Annotated in this window: 18 protein-coding genes; 17 read left to right on the top strand and 1 reads right to left on the bottom strand. The window is 64.1% G+C overall.

Annotated elements, in window-relative coordinates; translation table 11 throughout:
• Positions 1-8: 8 nt before the first annotated feature.
• Together Q5H94_RS01955 and Q5H94_RS01950 are read left to right on the top strand one after the other, a co-directional pair.
• Complete coding sequence (locus tag Q5H94_RS01955) at positions 9-461, top strand: phage tail tube protein (RefSeq protein WP_304559478.1); 453 nt, start codon at positions 9-11, stop codon at positions 459-461.
• Positions 461-838 carry a hypothetical protein gene (locus Q5H94_RS01950; protein WP_304559476.1) on the top strand — a complete coding sequence of 126 codons (378 nt, stop codon included), beginning with the start codon at positions 461-463 and terminating at the stop codon, positions 836-838. Before Q5H94_RS01955 ends, Q5H94_RS01950 begins: the two co-directional genes overlap by 1 nt.
• 277 nt (positions 839-1,115) lie before the next feature.
• Here Q5H94_RS01950 and Q5H94_RS01945 read toward each other — a convergent pair whose 3' ends face one another.
• The gene (locus Q5H94_RS01945) at positions 1,116-1,376 is read right to left on the bottom strand and encodes a hypothetical protein (RefSeq protein ID WP_304559475.1); all 261 of its coding nucleotides are present in this window, start codon (positions 1,374-1,376) and stop codon (positions 1,116-1,118) included.
• A gap of 100 nt (positions 1,377-1,476) precedes the next feature.
• On the opposite strand from Q5H94_RS01945, the gene Q5H94_RS01940 reads away from it, so the two are divergent.
• The 15 genes from Q5H94_RS01940 (at position 1,477) to Q5H94_RS01870 (ending at position 13,759) form a co-directional block, all read left to right on the top strand.
• Entirely contained in the window at positions 1,477-3,765 is a 2,289-nt protein-coding gene (locus Q5H94_RS01940) for a phage tail tape measure protein (RefSeq protein WP_304559474.1), read from the top strand.
• Entirely contained in the window at positions 3,762-4,403 is a 642-nt protein-coding gene (locus tag Q5H94_RS01935; RefSeq protein WP_304559472.1) for a hypothetical protein, read from the top strand. The genes Q5H94_RS01940 and Q5H94_RS01935 overlap by 4 nt, the downstream gene beginning before the upstream one ends.
• Complete coding sequence (locus Q5H94_RS01930; protein WP_304559471.1) at positions 4,400-5,044, top strand: hypothetical protein; 645 nt, start codon at positions 4,400-4,402, stop codon at positions 5,042-5,044. The genes Q5H94_RS01935 and Q5H94_RS01930 overlap by 4 nt, the downstream gene beginning before the upstream one ends.
• A complete protein-coding gene (locus tag Q5H94_RS01925; RefSeq protein WP_304559470.1) occupies positions 5,044-5,436 on the top strand; it encodes a DUF6950 family protein in 393 nt (130 codons plus the stop codon). The genes Q5H94_RS01930 and Q5H94_RS01925 overlap by 1 nt, the downstream gene beginning before the upstream one ends.
• A 119-nt stretch (positions 5,437-5,555) precedes the next feature.
• Positions 5,556-7,790, top strand: coding sequence for a phage tail protein (locus Q5H94_RS01920; protein ID WP_304559747.1), 2,235 nt, complete (start codon positions 5,556-5,558; stop codon positions 7,788-7,790).
• The gene (locus Q5H94_RS01915) at positions 7,790-8,329 is read left to right on the top strand and encodes a hypothetical protein (protein ID WP_304559469.1); all 540 of its coding nucleotides are present in this window, start codon (positions 7,790-7,792) and stop codon (positions 8,327-8,329) included. Before Q5H94_RS01920 ends, Q5H94_RS01915 begins: the two co-directional genes overlap by 1 nt.
• Before the next feature lie 22 nt (positions 8,330-8,351).
• Entirely contained in the window at positions 8,352-8,762 is a 411-nt protein-coding gene (locus tag Q5H94_RS01910; RefSeq protein ID WP_304559468.1) for a hypothetical protein, read from the top strand.
• Positions 8,759-10,255: a hypothetical protein gene (locus Q5H94_RS01905; protein WP_304559467.1), complete on the top strand. Its 1,497-nt coding sequence runs from the start codon at positions 8,759-8,761 to the stop codon at positions 10,253-10,255. The genes Q5H94_RS01910 and Q5H94_RS01905 overlap by 4 nt, the downstream gene beginning before the upstream one ends.
• Positions 10,255-11,451, top strand: a complete 1,197-nt coding sequence (locus Q5H94_RS01900) for a hypothetical protein (RefSeq protein ID WP_304559466.1) — start codon at positions 10,255-10,257, stop codon at positions 11,449-11,451. The genes Q5H94_RS01905 and Q5H94_RS01900 overlap by 1 nt, the downstream gene beginning before the upstream one ends.
• Positions 11,452-11,458: 7 nt before the next feature.
• Positions 11,459-11,893 carry a hypothetical protein gene (locus Q5H94_RS01895; protein WP_304559465.1) on the top strand — a complete coding sequence of 145 codons (435 nt, stop codon included), beginning with the start codon at positions 11,459-11,461 and terminating at the stop codon, positions 11,891-11,893.
• Positions 11,880-12,245 carry a hypothetical protein gene (locus Q5H94_RS01890; RefSeq protein WP_304559464.1) on the top strand — a complete coding sequence of 122 codons (366 nt, stop codon included), beginning with the start codon at positions 11,880-11,882 and terminating at the stop codon, positions 12,243-12,245. The genes Q5H94_RS01895 and Q5H94_RS01890 overlap by 14 nt, the downstream gene beginning before the upstream one ends.
• Before the next feature lie 13 nt (positions 12,246-12,258).
• Entirely contained in the window at positions 12,259-12,831 is a 573-nt protein-coding gene (locus Q5H94_RS01885) for a glycoside hydrolase family protein (RefSeq protein ID WP_304559462.1), read from the top strand.
• Positions 12,828-13,211: a hypothetical protein gene (locus Q5H94_RS01880; RefSeq protein ID WP_304559461.1), complete on the top strand. Its 384-nt coding sequence runs from the start codon at positions 12,828-12,830 to the stop codon at positions 13,209-13,211. The genes Q5H94_RS01885 and Q5H94_RS01880 overlap by 4 nt, the downstream gene beginning before the upstream one ends.
• The gene (locus Q5H94_RS01875) at positions 13,204-13,563 is read left to right on the top strand and encodes a hypothetical protein (RefSeq protein WP_304559460.1); all 360 of its coding nucleotides are present in this window, start codon (positions 13,204-13,206) and stop codon (positions 13,561-13,563) included. Before Q5H94_RS01880 ends, Q5H94_RS01875 begins: the two co-directional genes overlap by 8 nt.
• Complete coding sequence (locus Q5H94_RS01870; RefSeq protein WP_304559459.1) at positions 13,457-13,759, top strand: hypothetical protein; 303 nt, start codon at positions 13,457-13,459, stop codon at positions 13,757-13,759. Before Q5H94_RS01875 ends, Q5H94_RS01870 begins: the two co-directional genes overlap by 107 nt.
• Positions 13,760-13,765: the final 6 nt, after the last annotated feature.

The following is a 13,765-nucleotide window of genomic DNA, read 5'->3' as shown; positions in this document are numbered from 1 at the left end:
GCGCCGCAATGTCGACTGCACAAATCGGGTACGGCACCCGCTTCTATATGATGGCTACGTCGGGCGCTTCCGCGCTCACGAAGGTCGCCGAGGTCACCAGCGTCTCGCTGCCGAACGAGCAGATCGCCGAAGTCGAGGTGACGCACTACGAGAGCCCCGGTCGTACGCGGGAGTTCATTCCCGGTCTCAATGATGCCGGGGAAATCACGATCGGCATCAACTGGCATCCAGGCGACGCGACCGATGCGATGATCGTCACGGCGAAGGCAGACGGCGCGGTGCGCACGATGCGCGTCGTGACGCCGCCTGGGGATGATTCCCAGATGTATAGCTTCCCTGGCTTCGTGAAAGGATTCGAACGGACTACGCCGATCGATGATCGCATGACGGCGACCGTGACGATCCGCGTCGCTGGCGCCGTTGTGCAGTTGGACACGTCCGCCAACCCGACGGTTCCGTGATGGGCACGAACCCCCTTCGCGGTGAGGCGGATCTCGTCGCCGGCGATCAGACCTACAAACTCGTCTTCGATGTGAACGCCTTCATCTGCGCCGAGCAGGCTCTGGGCGGAATGACGACTGATGAGATCGTCGAGCGTTACGAGCGCACGCAGGCCAAGGCGGACATGACCCTGCTTCGGGCCCTGGTGTATGGTGGCCTGCAGCGGGAGCATCCTTGCCACCTGATCCAAGCTGGTGAGATCGTCGCCGATGCCGGCATTGCGTCAGTTCGCGACGCGGTGCGCACAGGTCTTGGTGCAGCGTTTGGAATGAAGCCGGCGGAGGATAAGGAGGAGCCGGACCCTCCCGTAGCGCCGGACGAAACTGGGACTGGCTGAAGCTCCACCAACGGTATTGCGAAGCGGGCGGCGATTCTGCCTATTTCTGGCGGGAGCCCCCGCGCCTCGTCGGATCAGTGATCGCCGCATATGCCGAACGCATCGAGCTCCAGCAGAAGATCGTCCGAGAGGGAGCCATGATTGCCCGCGCGGACACCAAGCGCCCGGACTTTGGGAAACAGTCAGCCATTCAGCAAGATCAGTCGAAGGCTGAAATAGTATCCGCACTCAACGCGTGGGCCGCCGCGACCAAACACCGGGGATCGAGCGCGGCGCATTAAACCTCAGTGTTGATCGCCGCGGCGCCCTTCAAATTGTTAATCGCTTGGATGACGCCTGCAGCAGTGAGAAACATTGCTGCTACAATCATGGCGCCAATTCCCGAGTAAACTTCGTTCCAACCGATCCAGACCGACGCTGTGGTCTCTATCAAATTTAATGGCGTTGCGGCTCTTTGGAGTTCGGCGACGCCAACGTAGATTAGGCCGCCTCCAAGCAGCGTTAAAATCCCTCCGATAATTCCAAAAATGAATCCCAACGCCGCCTCCTAAAGCCCGCGCGAGCCTATTTGCTCACGATCGCGAAGTCTAGGCTGGCGGCCCAACGCACCGTTGCGTTCATTGATCGAGGAGGCAGTGATGGCAGGAGGTGACGGTCTGATCGGCGCGCTTCGCGTCACCCTCGGCATCGACACAGCAAACTTTGAGAGCGGCACAAAACGCGCGCGCGACATCGCGAAGCGCGATGCTGCCTCAATCCAGTCGACGATGCAGGGCCTGAGCGCCTCGGTGAAAGGGCTCGTCGCAGGCGCCACTGTCACGGCTTTGATCGGCGCAGCCTCCCGCGCGCTGGACTACGCGAGCTCGCTCGGCGAAGTCTCTCAACAGCTCGGTGTCACCAGCAAAGACCTCCAGGTCTATCGGTATGCGGCCTCGCAGGTCGGCATCGAGCAGGACACGATGGATGCGTCGCTCGCGAAGTTGACGAAGACCATCGGCGAAGCTGCTGACGGCAGCAAAGCGCAGGCAACGACCTTCCGAGACCTAGGGATCGCGGTCAAAGACGCGAGCGGTCGCGTCTACACCGCCGGCGAAATAATCCCGCGCCTTGCGGACGCGCTGTCGAAGGTTAAAGATCCGGCGACCCGCGCGCGTGTCGAGACCGAGCTATTTGGTCGCGCAGGACAGAAGCTCGACACATTACTTGCTGGCGGCTCAGCGGCGATCGACGACATGGCGAAGACTGTCGATAAGCTGGGGCTCGCACTCAGCGACGAGCAGATCCAGAACGCGGACAAAACAGCCGATAAGCTCTCTGAGCTCAAGCAGGTGCTGCAGGCGAGTTTCGCGAAGGTGGTGGCGGAAAATGCCACGTCGCTCTACAACTTCGCAGACGCTATCGAACACCTGATCGCGAAAATCCCCGATGCCGTTCGCGGCCTCGACAGCTTTTTCCAGCGGCTTAAGATTGTTCAATCGCAGGCGATTTTCGCTTCCCCGCTATCAACGCAGACGGCGAAGGTGGAGTCGCTCGCCGTTGCGACGATGGCACGCAATAAGCTGGCTCGAAACGACATCACCGATCAGTTGGCGAAGGCGCCGGACAATGTACGTGGGGCTCTTGCGAAACTTCTCCCGAAGCAGTTCGGTGAAGAGTTTGGCCTTTATCGCGACCAGCGCAAGACGGCCCCGAAGGTGCTGGACGGCGCGCTGCCCACACCGCGCGGCGGCGGCGCGAAGTCCGGGGAAAAGGACAAGTCGGCCAAGCAGCAAGAGCGCTATGACCGCGAACTGGCAGCACTGACGCAGGATCAATATCGAACTGAATCCGATCTTTCCAACAGCCTCGTCGAGCGGGCGAACCTAGAAAGGCGTCGGATCGATCTGGCCGCGCAGGCCTATGATGACGAGCAAGACAGCAAGGCCAAGCTTGGAGAATTGAAGCCTGAGCAGGCCAACCGCCTGAAGATCGCCCACGCCTTTAATGTGCAGATGGAAAAGGAACTCGTCGAACAGCGGCTATCAGATGATCTGAACCGCGAAAGCCTTCAGGCTCGCGACGAGGCGCTCAAGCTGCAAGCGGATCTGAAGAACGGCGAGCTTGGCGAGGCAAAAACCCAGAAAGAGCGCCGCCGACTCCAGCTCGACTTGCTCGACATCGAGTTTCAGCGCCAGCGCGCTGCGCTCGAATCGGTTCTCGCGCTCAACTCTTCGACCGATGCGGAAAAGCAGATCGCGCAGGCGCGGCTCGATCAATTGGACAAGATGCAGGCGACCGCGACGCGCGGCGTAACGCGCGAGACGATGAGCCCGCTTGAAAAATTTCGCGACGAGCTGCACCGGACAGCAGGTCAGATTAGCGAAGACTTCGAGCAGATCGAGGTCGATGGGCTGAAAACTTTCAACGATGGGCTCGTCGACGCAATTACGAACGGAAAATCGCTGGGCGACGTCCTGCATTCCGCGCTCAATCAGGTGTTGGGTGACCTCATCAAGATCAGCCTCCAGTCGCTTGAGGGCGGAATCCTCGGCGGTGGATCGGGCGGCAGCGGCTTGCTCAGCGGCCTGCTTGGCTCGATTTTCGGCGGCGGAAAGTCGTTTGCAGCCACTCGCGCAGCGTCGTTCAGTTTGCCGGGCTTCGCGGCTGGTGGATCGTTTAAGGTTGGTGGGAACAAAGGCGTTGATCGAAATGTCCTCTCGATCAACGGGATCCCAGCTGTTCGCGTCGGCGCTAACGAAACCGTCAGTGTCACGCCCGCGAATGAGAATGGATCGGGCCCTGGCGGCATGCGCTATTACGATTTTCGCGGAGTGCAATCGGCCGATATCCCTCGCCTTGAAGCGATGATCAACAAGCTCGACCGCAGCATTGAGCCGCGATCGGTAGCTGCGGCAGGCGATGCAAGAGCACGGCGCATCATCCGATGACCGTCGCGACAATGCCGACGTTCGGCATCACCGATTGCCAGTTCACGATCCAGCGCAACGATTTCCTGTCGCCTGAGAACAATGGCCGCCTCCGTGGCGTCACGGCAGGTTTCCCGGTGTGGCAGCTGATGGTCGCATTGCAGAATATGGCGCTGCCGCAGGGCGATGCTTGGCAAGCGTTTGTCGACGGCCTCGACGGCGTCCAACGACCTTTCCTTGCGTACGACGTCGCCCGGGCCATGCCGCGTTTCCACTCGGCCGGAATACCGTTCACGGCGCGACCGGCCGGTTGGTCGAAGGTGCTCGATAGCGACGGCAACATGGTCGTGACGCTTGAGGAGTGCATGCGGGGAATGGTTCTATCGCCTCGTGATTACATCGGGTTTGAATGGGGCGATACCGGCCGGGCGCTGGCGCGCGTTTCGCGTGGCGGGGTTGCCGATGTCGACGGCAATCTGTCGGCCATCGTCAAGCCGGCGCTCCCCGCGTTCGTGCCCGCCGACGCGCAAGCCAACCTGCTGCGCCCGACTGCGATGTTCCGGCTCGATACCGGCAACACTAAGCTGACCGAGCCAACCTACGAGGGGTTCTACCCCGCAGGGGGCCAGATCTCGGCGTATCAGGATGTCGCGCCGTGAAGATATTTTCGGACGAAGCCATCGAGGCAATCGAACGCGGCGACGTCATAGTCAGCGGCGCGGTGGAAATACTTTCTGATCCGCCGGTGCGGGTCTGGGGCGGCTATAACCAGATCGTGATTGATGGGCAGACGTTCGACGGCATCGGCGATCGCGGCCTCGCTGCCGTGTCCGGCGGCGCGCTCGGCGGCGCGGAGCAGAATGTAACGCTCGAGCTCTCCCGCATCGAACCCGATGTCATCGCCTTGTTCGATGCAGGCCCGCTGCGGCGCGTAATCACCGTGATCCGTCGTCTTCTGTTTGACGGATCCGGTACGCAGCTGCTGCACGCCGAGATTTTCACGCGCGGGACGCTTGACCAGCTTCCGGTCGAGGAAACGCCTGGCGGCACGTCGACGATAAAGGCCTCGGTTGAGACAGCTGCGCGTGGCCTTGGTCGGCGCGGCGGCCGGATGCGTACCGACGCAGACCAGCGCCTGATCAAGGCGACCGATGGCGGCTTCAAGGCGATTGCGTACGCCGGTCAGAAAAACCTTTACTGGGGCGGCAAAAAGCCCGCGACCGCCGCGAACGCGCTGACGTCTGGCTCGGCCGGTGGCGGCGGTGGTCGCTATTATAGCGTGGACAACGATCAGCGCTGATGGCCCGCGATTTGGAAGCCCTGCACCGCTTCTTCGCGGAGCGACAGAACGCGCCCTTCGAATGGGGTGATCACGCGAATGACTGCGTCAGCTTCGCTGCCGCTGCGGTCGTTGCGCAAGGAGGAGCCGATCTTGTCGCCGGCATGCGATGGGACAGCGAGGACGCCGCGCACGCCGCTTTGGATGCTTCGGGCGGGCTTGAGGCGGCCGTGTCGGGCCTTCTGCCGTTCGTCGCGGAGGCGTTCGCCGAACGCGGCGACATCGGCGCGATTCCGGCTGGGAATGGACTGATCTTAGTGGTTGTCGAGGGCGACACGGTCGTCGGCCCCGGCCCGCGCGGCATACGCCGCCTTCCCCGGAGCGCGATGGTTCGAGCATGGAGAGCAATGTGAAGGCGGGTCCATGGCGCAGGCGCCGGGTCACGCTTTACTGGGGCGGCCGGAGGCCCGTGCCTCTGTGGCGCCGCCATGCGATCGGGTTCCGCATGCGCCTGGCGATGTCCGTGGCGTCGATGATCATGGCGCCGACGCCGGCTCGCGCCGACCCGATCTCGGCGGCGGTGCTAGCCTTCCTCGGGACGCAAACGGCGACAGCCCTTGCGCTCGCGGTCACGACGTTTTTGCTGACCACGGCAGCGTCCCTCGTACTCGGCTTAGTCGCCGGTGCTTTGTTCGGACCGAAGAATAATGCGCAGGATCGGCAGGCCTCGGTCGCGCAGATGACGATCGGCGAAAATCCGCGCGAAGGCATCTTGGGCGAAGTCGGCACCGGGGGCTCACTCGCCGATGCCTTCAATGATGGTGGGACTGACGGCACCGATTACGAAACGCTGGTCATCGACGTCGGTGATCATCGCTGCCACTCGCTCACCGGTTTCTATGTTGGCGATGTCTATGTGGCGTTCACGGGCAGCGGGATTGTCCCGGGCTATAACAACCAGTTGGAGGTCTACTGGCTTGAGGGCACCGAAGATCAGGTTATGCCCGCATGCGTCACGAGCTTCGGCGGCTGGGATGCCGACAGCAACCTCGCCGGCTGTGCCGTCGTCGTCGTGAGGTACAAGGCGGATAAGCCCGATGCGAAGAACCCGATCTGGACGGCTGGTCGACCGAACTTCCTCTGGGTCGTGAAGGGCAAGCTTTGCTACCAGCCGCGCAAGGATAGCAGCATCGGCGGATCCGGCGCGCATCGCTGGGACGATCCGTCCACCTGGGAATGGACCGACAACCTCATCGACTGCCGCTACAACTGGGTCCGCGGCATCTATGCGTGCGACCGGATCGATCAGCCGGGGATGCTGCTTGTTGGCCGCGGTCTGTCGGCGATCGAAGCGCCGCCCGAGCGCATCTTCGCCTATGCGAACACCTGTGACGAAGCCGTCGCGCTGAAGGCGGGCGGGACGGAGAAGCGATACCGCTGCAATCTCGTGGTGCGCGCGAACGAAGACTATATCGCGACCGAGGAGATGTTCGCTGCGGCCTGCGCCGGCGTCATCATTCAGGTGCAGGGCGGCGTGGAGGTCGAGCCAGGCGCGGCGCGCAGCGTTGTCGCGGAGATCACCGACGCGGACTTCGTCGTCGGCGAGAGCCTGACGTTTAACCCGTTCAGAACAGACACACAGCGGGTCAACACGGTCGTGCCGCGATACGTCGAACCGACACAGCGCTGGGTCGACCATGCCGCTCCGCTGCGGCGCGTTCTCGCGGACCTCGCCGAGGATGGAGGACCGCGCGAGGAGACGCTCACGCTGACGGCCGTCACATCAGGAACGCAGGCGCAGCGCTGCGGCGAGATCAGGCGCCGGCTAGCGCGACTGGAGCGATCCGCGACCGTCGTGCTCGGCCCTCGGTTCTCGCATCTCGAGGAAGGCGACTGGATCGCGTGGACGTCTGTCCGGCACCTGAAGGGCGAACGGGTCGTGTTCCGCGTCTCAAGCTACAATCTCGCGGAGAGCTGGCGCAACACGCTCGCAATCGAAGAAATTTCGGCATCCTGCTATTCGTGGACTGCCGCAGTCGACGAGCTCGTGCCGGGTGCCGTGGCCGAGCAGCAGACGCCACCCGTGCGCGCTGCGCCGAGCGGGTCGGATTGGGCGCTAGCCGGCGCGACACTGACGTCGGCGGGCGGGTCCATTCCGGCAATCGTCTTCACGGGTGCCTCCGGCAATGCCTATGCCGAGCAGATCGTGTTCGAATACCGGCTCGATGGCGGGACCGATGCCGACTGGATTGATACAGGGCTCGCAACGCCTTCGGTCACTCGGCGCGAGGTGACGAGCGTCAGCCCTGGCGCAGACTACGAGGGCGCAGTCTCTTATGTCATAGGCGGCACGCCGACTGATCGCCTGGTGCTGGGCCCGGTGACGGCGGGCGATCTCGGAGCGCCCGGGGCATCGCGCGGCGCATATCGCCTGACCGGCCAGAGCGTCGACTATCCGCTTACCAGCAACGATACGACGATCACGATCTCGACGTTCAGCGGGCTTCTCGACGACGGCAGCACGATCACGTTTCCAGCTGGCTCCATCGGCAGCCTGACGGGCAGCACCAATTACGGCGTGTTCTGGAGCATTTCGGGCTCGTCCTATTCGGTCGAAGCCGACCCTGCCCTCACCTCGCTCGCCAATCCCGACCTCGTCTTCCTCGGCTGGATGGTCACGTCGACCGGGGGCACGTTCCCGACCGCGCCCACGCCGCCAGGCGGGTTCGGTGGCAACGGCACTCGACCGAAAAACGAGTTCGCCTGATGTCCGACCCGATGCCCATCCCGGCCACGCGCCGGCTCAACGTCTCGGTGCAGCCCGGCAGCACGCCCGGAATGATGGCGTTCGTGATCTCGACGCTGTCGACCGGCTTCGCGGCCTCGGCGGCGCGCTTCCTCTGGCGCGGTTCGATGTCGGGCGACGACCTTTCGATCCCGTTCGTCAGCGACCCTTCGCTGGTGAAGGGGCCGAAAGGCGACAAGGGTGACAAGGGCGACAGCGTCAAAGGTGACAAAGGAGATGCGGGCGCGCCGGGAGCGACGCTGATCGGCACAGCGACGATCTCGCAGACGGTTGCGCTCGTTGCCCTGTCGCTGGGCGTTCATGAATTCACGGTAACGCGCGCAGGCGTGGCCGTCGGCGACAATATTCTTCTCTTCCCCGTCGGCGCTCTCCCGGCTGGATATGCCATACACGGGGCGGTGGTGACCGCGGCGAACACCCTGAAAGTGACGATGACGACTCCGCTGCTGGCGATCGGCACCGCAATCTCGATCCCCTGCCGCGTGATGCGGATCGGCTGACCCCTCAGGCACTGGAGTTACAATGGCAGGACCGACCACGCCCGGGCGCGTGAACTGGCGCGTCAATCGCTGGGTGCCCTTCGTCGATACGATCGCCGTTCGTGGTATTGATCTGTCGGCCGGCCCCTTTCTGATGCAGGTCAGGCTCTTTCGCGACGCACCGGGGTCGCCGCTGCTCAATCTGGTGGCGGCCGCTGCCAATGCAGAGGGCATCTCCGCTTCGGTAGCGACAAGCGGCGGCGTGCCGACGACCACGATCCAGATCAGGGTCAACGAAACGACTATCGAAGGCCTGCTTCCCTATCCGGGCAACGGCGTCCAGCCTGGTGCGGACGTGCCGCTCGTCTGGGACATGCTGATCGGAAGCGGCGCGGCGAAGGCTCGCTGGTTCGAGGGCAGCCTCACGATCATTCCGGGAGTGACGCAGGCATGACGGCGACGTTCGAATATCTGGCCGATCAGCAGGTGATTTTCGAGATCGAGGGCGCGGACCTCCTCGGCCCGCTCGTGGAGCGCGCGGAGGATGCTGCCGCTGCGGCCGAGGGTGCTGTCGGAGATGCGGAGGCCCAGGTGGCTGCCGCCACGACCCAAGCCGGAAACGCCGCAGCGTCCGCCCTGCAAGCTGCGGCCGTAGTCACCGGCTTCGGCCGCAGTCGATACGGCAACACGCGCGACACCAATTATAGCAGCAACGCCAACCCTCCGACGCAGAACGCAGACGGGACGTGGAAGTCCACAACGAACGCCCCGCTTAACTGGGCTATGAATGCCACAGATGACTTCGCCATCGGCAATACGGTCATCTGGGCCACCCGTCAGCCATTGGGGTATGGTTCCACCCCGCCCGCCATCGTGTTCCAAAACTCGGGCGGCGGAACCATCAGCACCATCACGGCGGCCGCCGCCGATGCCAACGGCTATCGGGCGGCCTCGGCGACCATCCCGGCGAACACCGCCACCCTCCTTTTTCAGACCAGCACCACGGCAGCGGGTAACGATTTCGAAGCGGTCATCGTCGCCAACGCAACGAGCGATGCAATGGCGCGCAAGGTGCAGCGCAGCCGTGTACCTCTCGTGCTGCGACAGAGCGTCGAGGGCAACCCCAAACGCCTCGTCGGTCGCGGGCAGGCGACGGTGGCGACCGAAGCGCTGACGGGCGACCCCGGCCTGTATCGCAAGGTGCTCGCGTCGCGCGGCGGCGCGGTCAACGCGGCGTCGCTCAATGCATGGGCGGCGTTCTGGGCGGTCATGGTCGCGGAGCGCATCGACGAAGATCTTGCGGCCGCTTTTCCGTTTCTCGGCACCACGCTCGCGGCGCGCTTTGTGCCTGCGCTCGACCGCTACGGCTACGGTGAACTCGTCGCCCCTTCGTCGTTTACCAGCGCTGCGGCCGAGGGCGACGGTCTGACGGGAACGGTGACGCTGGACACGGGCATTCCGGCGGAGATCATGTCGCCTTATGGCTGCATGTTGGCGGCCGACGTGCTCAACGATGTTACCGGGTCGGGCCAAGTGGTCGGCGATACTTGGGGCTTGACCCCGGAGTTCGCGACGTTCGCGATTTACGACCGGGGCATCGTAGGCGGCTCGCGCACGCAGGGCCAGTCGCGCACGCCGTACGGGACGAGCAGCGGCATCGCCTACACCAATCATACCGTGGGGCTGTTCTGCGGGTCGAGCCTGTCGGACGGCAGCGGCTATCTCACCTACGACGGTGACATGATCGGCGTTCAACCGGCAGCCCCGGCCGTCGATGCAATGCCATCGGGCAACATCCTGATCCGGCCGGGGCCGTGCGCGCTCGGGCTCGTGCTGATCGGCAACAAGCCGTTCGACCCGTGGAAGCACACGATCATCGCGACCGAGGCGCGCAAGTTCCGCAAGGCGGTGCGCGTCGGCGTTCCGCTGACCGAGGGGGATTTCTGATGGCGCTCGATTTCGCCTATCCGATCGTCGACGCCTCGCTGTTCTGGCATCAGGGGCGGCCTGCAGGCGCATCGACGCTGCCGATGGCGCTGGTCGCGGCAAGTGGTGCGACGCCCGCCTATTTCCCGGTTGGCGCGAACAGCCGGCTCAAATGCTCCAGCGCGGCGACCGAAGTCGAGATAGGCTATGTCTCGACGACGAACGCAAACAACCGTGTCGGCGTCCTGCATTCCGGTCGTGTATGGCCGGCGGGAACAGCGAACGCAGGCGTCGGCCGGCTGCGCTTCACGCTGCCGCAAGGTGTCAAGAGCTTCGAACTGGTGACACCGTATCAGCACGCCGCAGGTCGGTATTCCGCAGGGCAAGGGACGCCCTTCGGCGTCTGGATTACCGAGGTCCGCGCGAACGCGGCGATCACGTTTGCCGCGCCGCCCAACCCGACGAGTTACACGCGCCGGATCGTCGTGCTGGCCGACAGTATCGGGGGCGCCTACGGGCGGTATCAGGCGCTACAGGGCTGGATCGGCATCGGTCAGAACGGCTTGCACATCAAATCGTTGACCAGCGCGCAGGGCTACAAGGGCGCGTACAATGCCGGCACCGCCTACGCGCTTGGCGATTGGGTGCTGTTCAACGGGCGGATCGAACGCAGCCTGGCAGCGCAGACCGGGGCATCTCCAGCGAGTAGCCCGTCGACATGGACGGTCGACGGCATCGACGGCCTTGTCACCGCGTATCGTAGCTGGGGCAGCAAGACGATCGAGGATGATTGGGACACCGCGCCGAAGCGGGCCGAGCATGCCGCCTTCATCGCCGCATTCGCGCCGACCGTCGTCATGCCCGCCCTCGGGTCTAACGACTACGCGCTGCCGTCAGTCCCGACCCGCGCGTCGGTCCTCACCAATGCGACCGGCATGGTGGATGCGATCCGCTCCGCTAATTCAGCGGCCGCACAGGTCATGCCGTTGCCGATCCTGCGTGGCGCGAACGGCGTTGAGATCGCCAACTCGCAGAGCTGGACTCTTGCGGATCTGCGCAGCGACCTCTCTGGCCTGACGTCGGGCCGGGCGTGGCTCGACGTGTTCGGCGGCGCTAGCGCAATTCCTGTCGGCAAGCTTGCCGACTTCACGCACCCGACCACTATCGGGCAGCGCGATCTGGGCGACTTGTACTGGCGGCGGGCGGTGAATTCGTGAGGTCGCGATGCTGATCGTCCGCTTCCGCCAGACCTTCCGCGAGCGCGCGAGCGAGTGGGTGGTATCGTTCATCCTGTGCTTCTGGGGTTTCACGGTCCTGCAGTCGGTCGGGCTGTTTGATCGCCCGTTCTATGCGCCGCTGTCACACGCCGCGCCGCAGAGCGTCTGGGGGTGGGGAGCCTTCATGATCGGCCTGCTGCGGCTGGTCGTGCTGTTCATCAACGGGGCGTGGTGGCGCACGCCGATGTTCCGCCAGATCGGTGCTGGCTTCGGGATGATGGTCTGGATCATGCTGATGATGGGAGCGCTTTCGATCGAATGGCGTTCGCCAGCGATCGCGGCATACCTCGGCCTGTTTGCTCTCGACGCTCTCAATCTAAGCTTCGCCTCCCGCGACGCTGCAAATTCCACGCGCGGGAGCCGGGCACATGGCAGCGAGTGACGAAGCGCCGGTCTGGCTTCAGCAAATCATCGGTGTCGCTGCGTTCGTAGGAACGGCGGGCACCGCCATCTGGGCGGGGCGGAAGTCCAAGAAAGAGGAGCCGGCAGCAGGATCGGCGACCGTCGTCGCGGCGAGTTTCGTCGGCAATCGCCAAATGGATGACATCACCACTGCTCTGACCGGCCTGCATGCGACGCTGATCGAAGTCTGCGGCCATCTCGCAGCGATCAACGAGCGCGCGCACGAAGAAGAGATCATCCGCGAAGTGGTCGGCAAGCTCTCGACCCTCGCGGCGGAGCGGGGCGCGGCCTCGCCCGAACTGATGGCGCTGCTGAAGCAACTGAACGCCTGAACAGGAAGAAGCGATGAACGACATCAACGCGCTGCTCACGCCGCGCGCAGCGCTGGAGCTTGCCGATAAGGAAGCGCTGGTGCTCGAATGGTATCTCGACAGCGAGAACGTCGGCACCTGGGCCCTCGGCGTCACCGATGCGTCTGGGCACAAGGTGCTGCGCTATAAGGACAATCCCTCGACGATCGAGCGCGCGCTGGAGGTCAGCGTTTGGCTCATGCGCACCAAATACGGGCCGGAGGTGATCGACGCCTTTGGTGCGTATCGGTTGAGCGAAGCGGAATTCGCAGCGGCCCTCTCCTTCCATTACAACACCGGCCGCATCGGCTCGACCGACTGGGTCGATCTCGTGAAGGAAGGCGCGATGGTCCAGGCGCGGCGCTTCCTCGAAACGCACTATCTCAACGGTGGCGATCTGAAGTCGCGTCGAAAGGATGAGGCGGCGCTGTTCTTCGGTCGCGTCTGGAAGAGCGACGGGCATGTCACGATCTGCCCGGTCAACAAACCCAGCTACAAGCCGTCGTTCGCGCGCGCGCGCCGCGTCGATTTGCGCGACGACATGGCCAAGGCCTTCGCAGCGCGATGAGCCTCGGTTTCTTCGAATATCTCGACCGCAAGGGCGAGCGCTGCGCCGAGCGATATCTGAAAGCTCTCGCCGCGCGCGAGCGCCGCGCCGGTCTGCGCGGGCCGGGCTGGCCGGATAGCCGCGGCTGGATCGTGATCGCGAGCTTCCTGCTTACCGTGATCGTCCTGCTGCTGATCTGGCTGGTGCCGGAGCTTCGCCGTGACGAGTTCTTCAAGAACATTGCCGTCCTGATCGTCGGCACCGGCTGGATCAACGGCGCCCTCTCCTGGGCATTCAGCGCCACGAAACAGGGCGGCGAGCTCGCGGACGCCAACAAGGAGCTGGTGCGCAAGCAGGTCGAGGCCAGTCCGCCCATCGAAGAGGGGAAGAAGGATGTTTGAGGGCTTCGTGCTGAAAGAATTCCTCGGGAAATGGTGGCCCGCGCTTGCCGGGGGCGCCCTGCTCGTCGCGGTGCTGATGGTCGCCTTCTGCCAAGGCAAGCAGGCGGGAAAATCTGGCGAGGTCGCCAAGCAACAGCAGCGCGAGATCAAGGTCCGGGACGACGTCGGCCGCGCCGATGGCAATGCCTCGGCGGCGCGTGTCGACGATGCCGTGCGCACCGAACAACAGAAACAGGAGCTTCACGATGCGATTGAGAACGCCACTGATCCTGACGACGCTCGCCGTCGTGCTGGGTGCGTCATCCTGCGGCAACAGGGTCGAGACCCATCTCGCATTCCCGGCTGCCGCTGATCTGACGGTCGACCCGGAACCCGCCTATCCCGAGGCGGCGCTGCAGCCCGGACAGGCGGGAGCCGATGCCGAGCGCGCCTGGTGGACCGAGGTGCTGATCTGGGGTCGCATGCATCACGACCGCGTCGCGCGAATCTGCGCATGGGCGCGAGAACTGAAGAACCCGACCGCGCCCGGCCAGTGCGGAGCCAAATAGACACCT

Origin of the sequence: Sphingomonas immobilis, from assembly GCF_030580995.1 — a bacterium.
Taxonomy (GTDB): domain Bacteria; phylum Pseudomonadota; class Alphaproteobacteria; order Sphingomonadales; family Sphingomonadaceae; genus Sphingomonas; species Sphingomonas immobilis.
This window is presented reverse-complemented; position numbering and strand designations above follow the sequence as displayed.

Bases quoted from the DNA above. Each gene is read 5' to 3' on its own strand.
- Q5H94_RS01870 (WP_304559459.1), top strand. From the start codon at position 13,457: ATGCGATTGAGAACGCCACTGATCCTGACGACGCTCGCCGTCGTGCTG.
- Q5H94_RS01955 (WP_304559478.1), top strand. From the start codon at position 9: ATGTCGACTGCACAAATCGGGTACGGCACCCGCTTCTATATGATGGCT.
- Q5H94_RS01925 (WP_304559470.1), top strand. From the start codon at position 5,044: ATGGCCCGCGATTTGGAAGCCCTGCACCGCTTCTTCGCGGAGCGACAG.
- Q5H94_RS01875 (WP_304559460.1), top strand. From the start codon at position 13,204: ATGTTTGAGGGCTTCGTGCTGAAAGAATTCCTCGGGAAATGGTGGCCC.
- Q5H94_RS01940 (WP_304559474.1), top strand. From the start codon at position 1,477: ATGGCAGGAGGTGACGGTCTGATCGGCGCGCTTCGCGTCACCCTCGGC.
- Q5H94_RS01915 (WP_304559469.1), top strand. From the start codon at position 7,790: ATGTCCGACCCGATGCCCATCCCGGCCACGCGCCGGCTCAACGTCTCG.
- Q5H94_RS01900 (WP_304559466.1), top strand. From the start codon at position 10,255: ATGGCGCTCGATTTCGCCTATCCGATCGTCGACGCCTCGCTGTTCTGG.
- Q5H94_RS01920 (WP_304559747.1), top strand. From the start codon at position 5,556: ATGATCATGGCGCCGACGCCGGCTCGCGCCGACCCGATCTCGGCGGCG.
- Q5H94_RS01895 (WP_304559465.1), top strand. From the start codon at position 11,459: ATGCTGATCGTCCGCTTCCGCCAGACCTTCCGCGAGCGCGCGAGCGAG.
- Q5H94_RS01905 (WP_304559467.1), top strand. From the start codon at position 8,759: ATGACGGCGACGTTCGAATATCTGGCCGATCAGCAGGTGATTTTCGAG.
- Q5H94_RS01935 (WP_304559472.1), top strand. From the start codon at position 3,762: ATGACCGTCGCGACAATGCCGACGTTCGGCATCACCGATTGCCAGTTC.
- Q5H94_RS01880 (WP_304559461.1), top strand. From the start codon at position 12,828: ATGAGCCTCGGTTTCTTCGAATATCTCGACCGCAAGGGCGAGCGCTGC.
- Q5H94_RS01910 (WP_304559468.1), top strand. From the start codon at position 8,352: ATGGCAGGACCGACCACGCCCGGGCGCGTGAACTGGCGCGTCAATCGC.
- Q5H94_RS01950 (WP_304559476.1), top strand. From the start codon at position 461: ATGGGCACGAACCCCCTTCGCGGTGAGGCGGATCTCGTCGCCGGCGAT.
- Q5H94_RS01890 (WP_304559464.1), top strand. From the start codon at position 11,880: ATGGCAGCGAGTGACGAAGCGCCGGTCTGGCTTCAGCAAATCATCGGT.
- Q5H94_RS01885 (WP_304559462.1), top strand. From the start codon at position 12,259: ATGAACGACATCAACGCGCTGCTCACGCCGCGCGCAGCGCTGGAGCTT.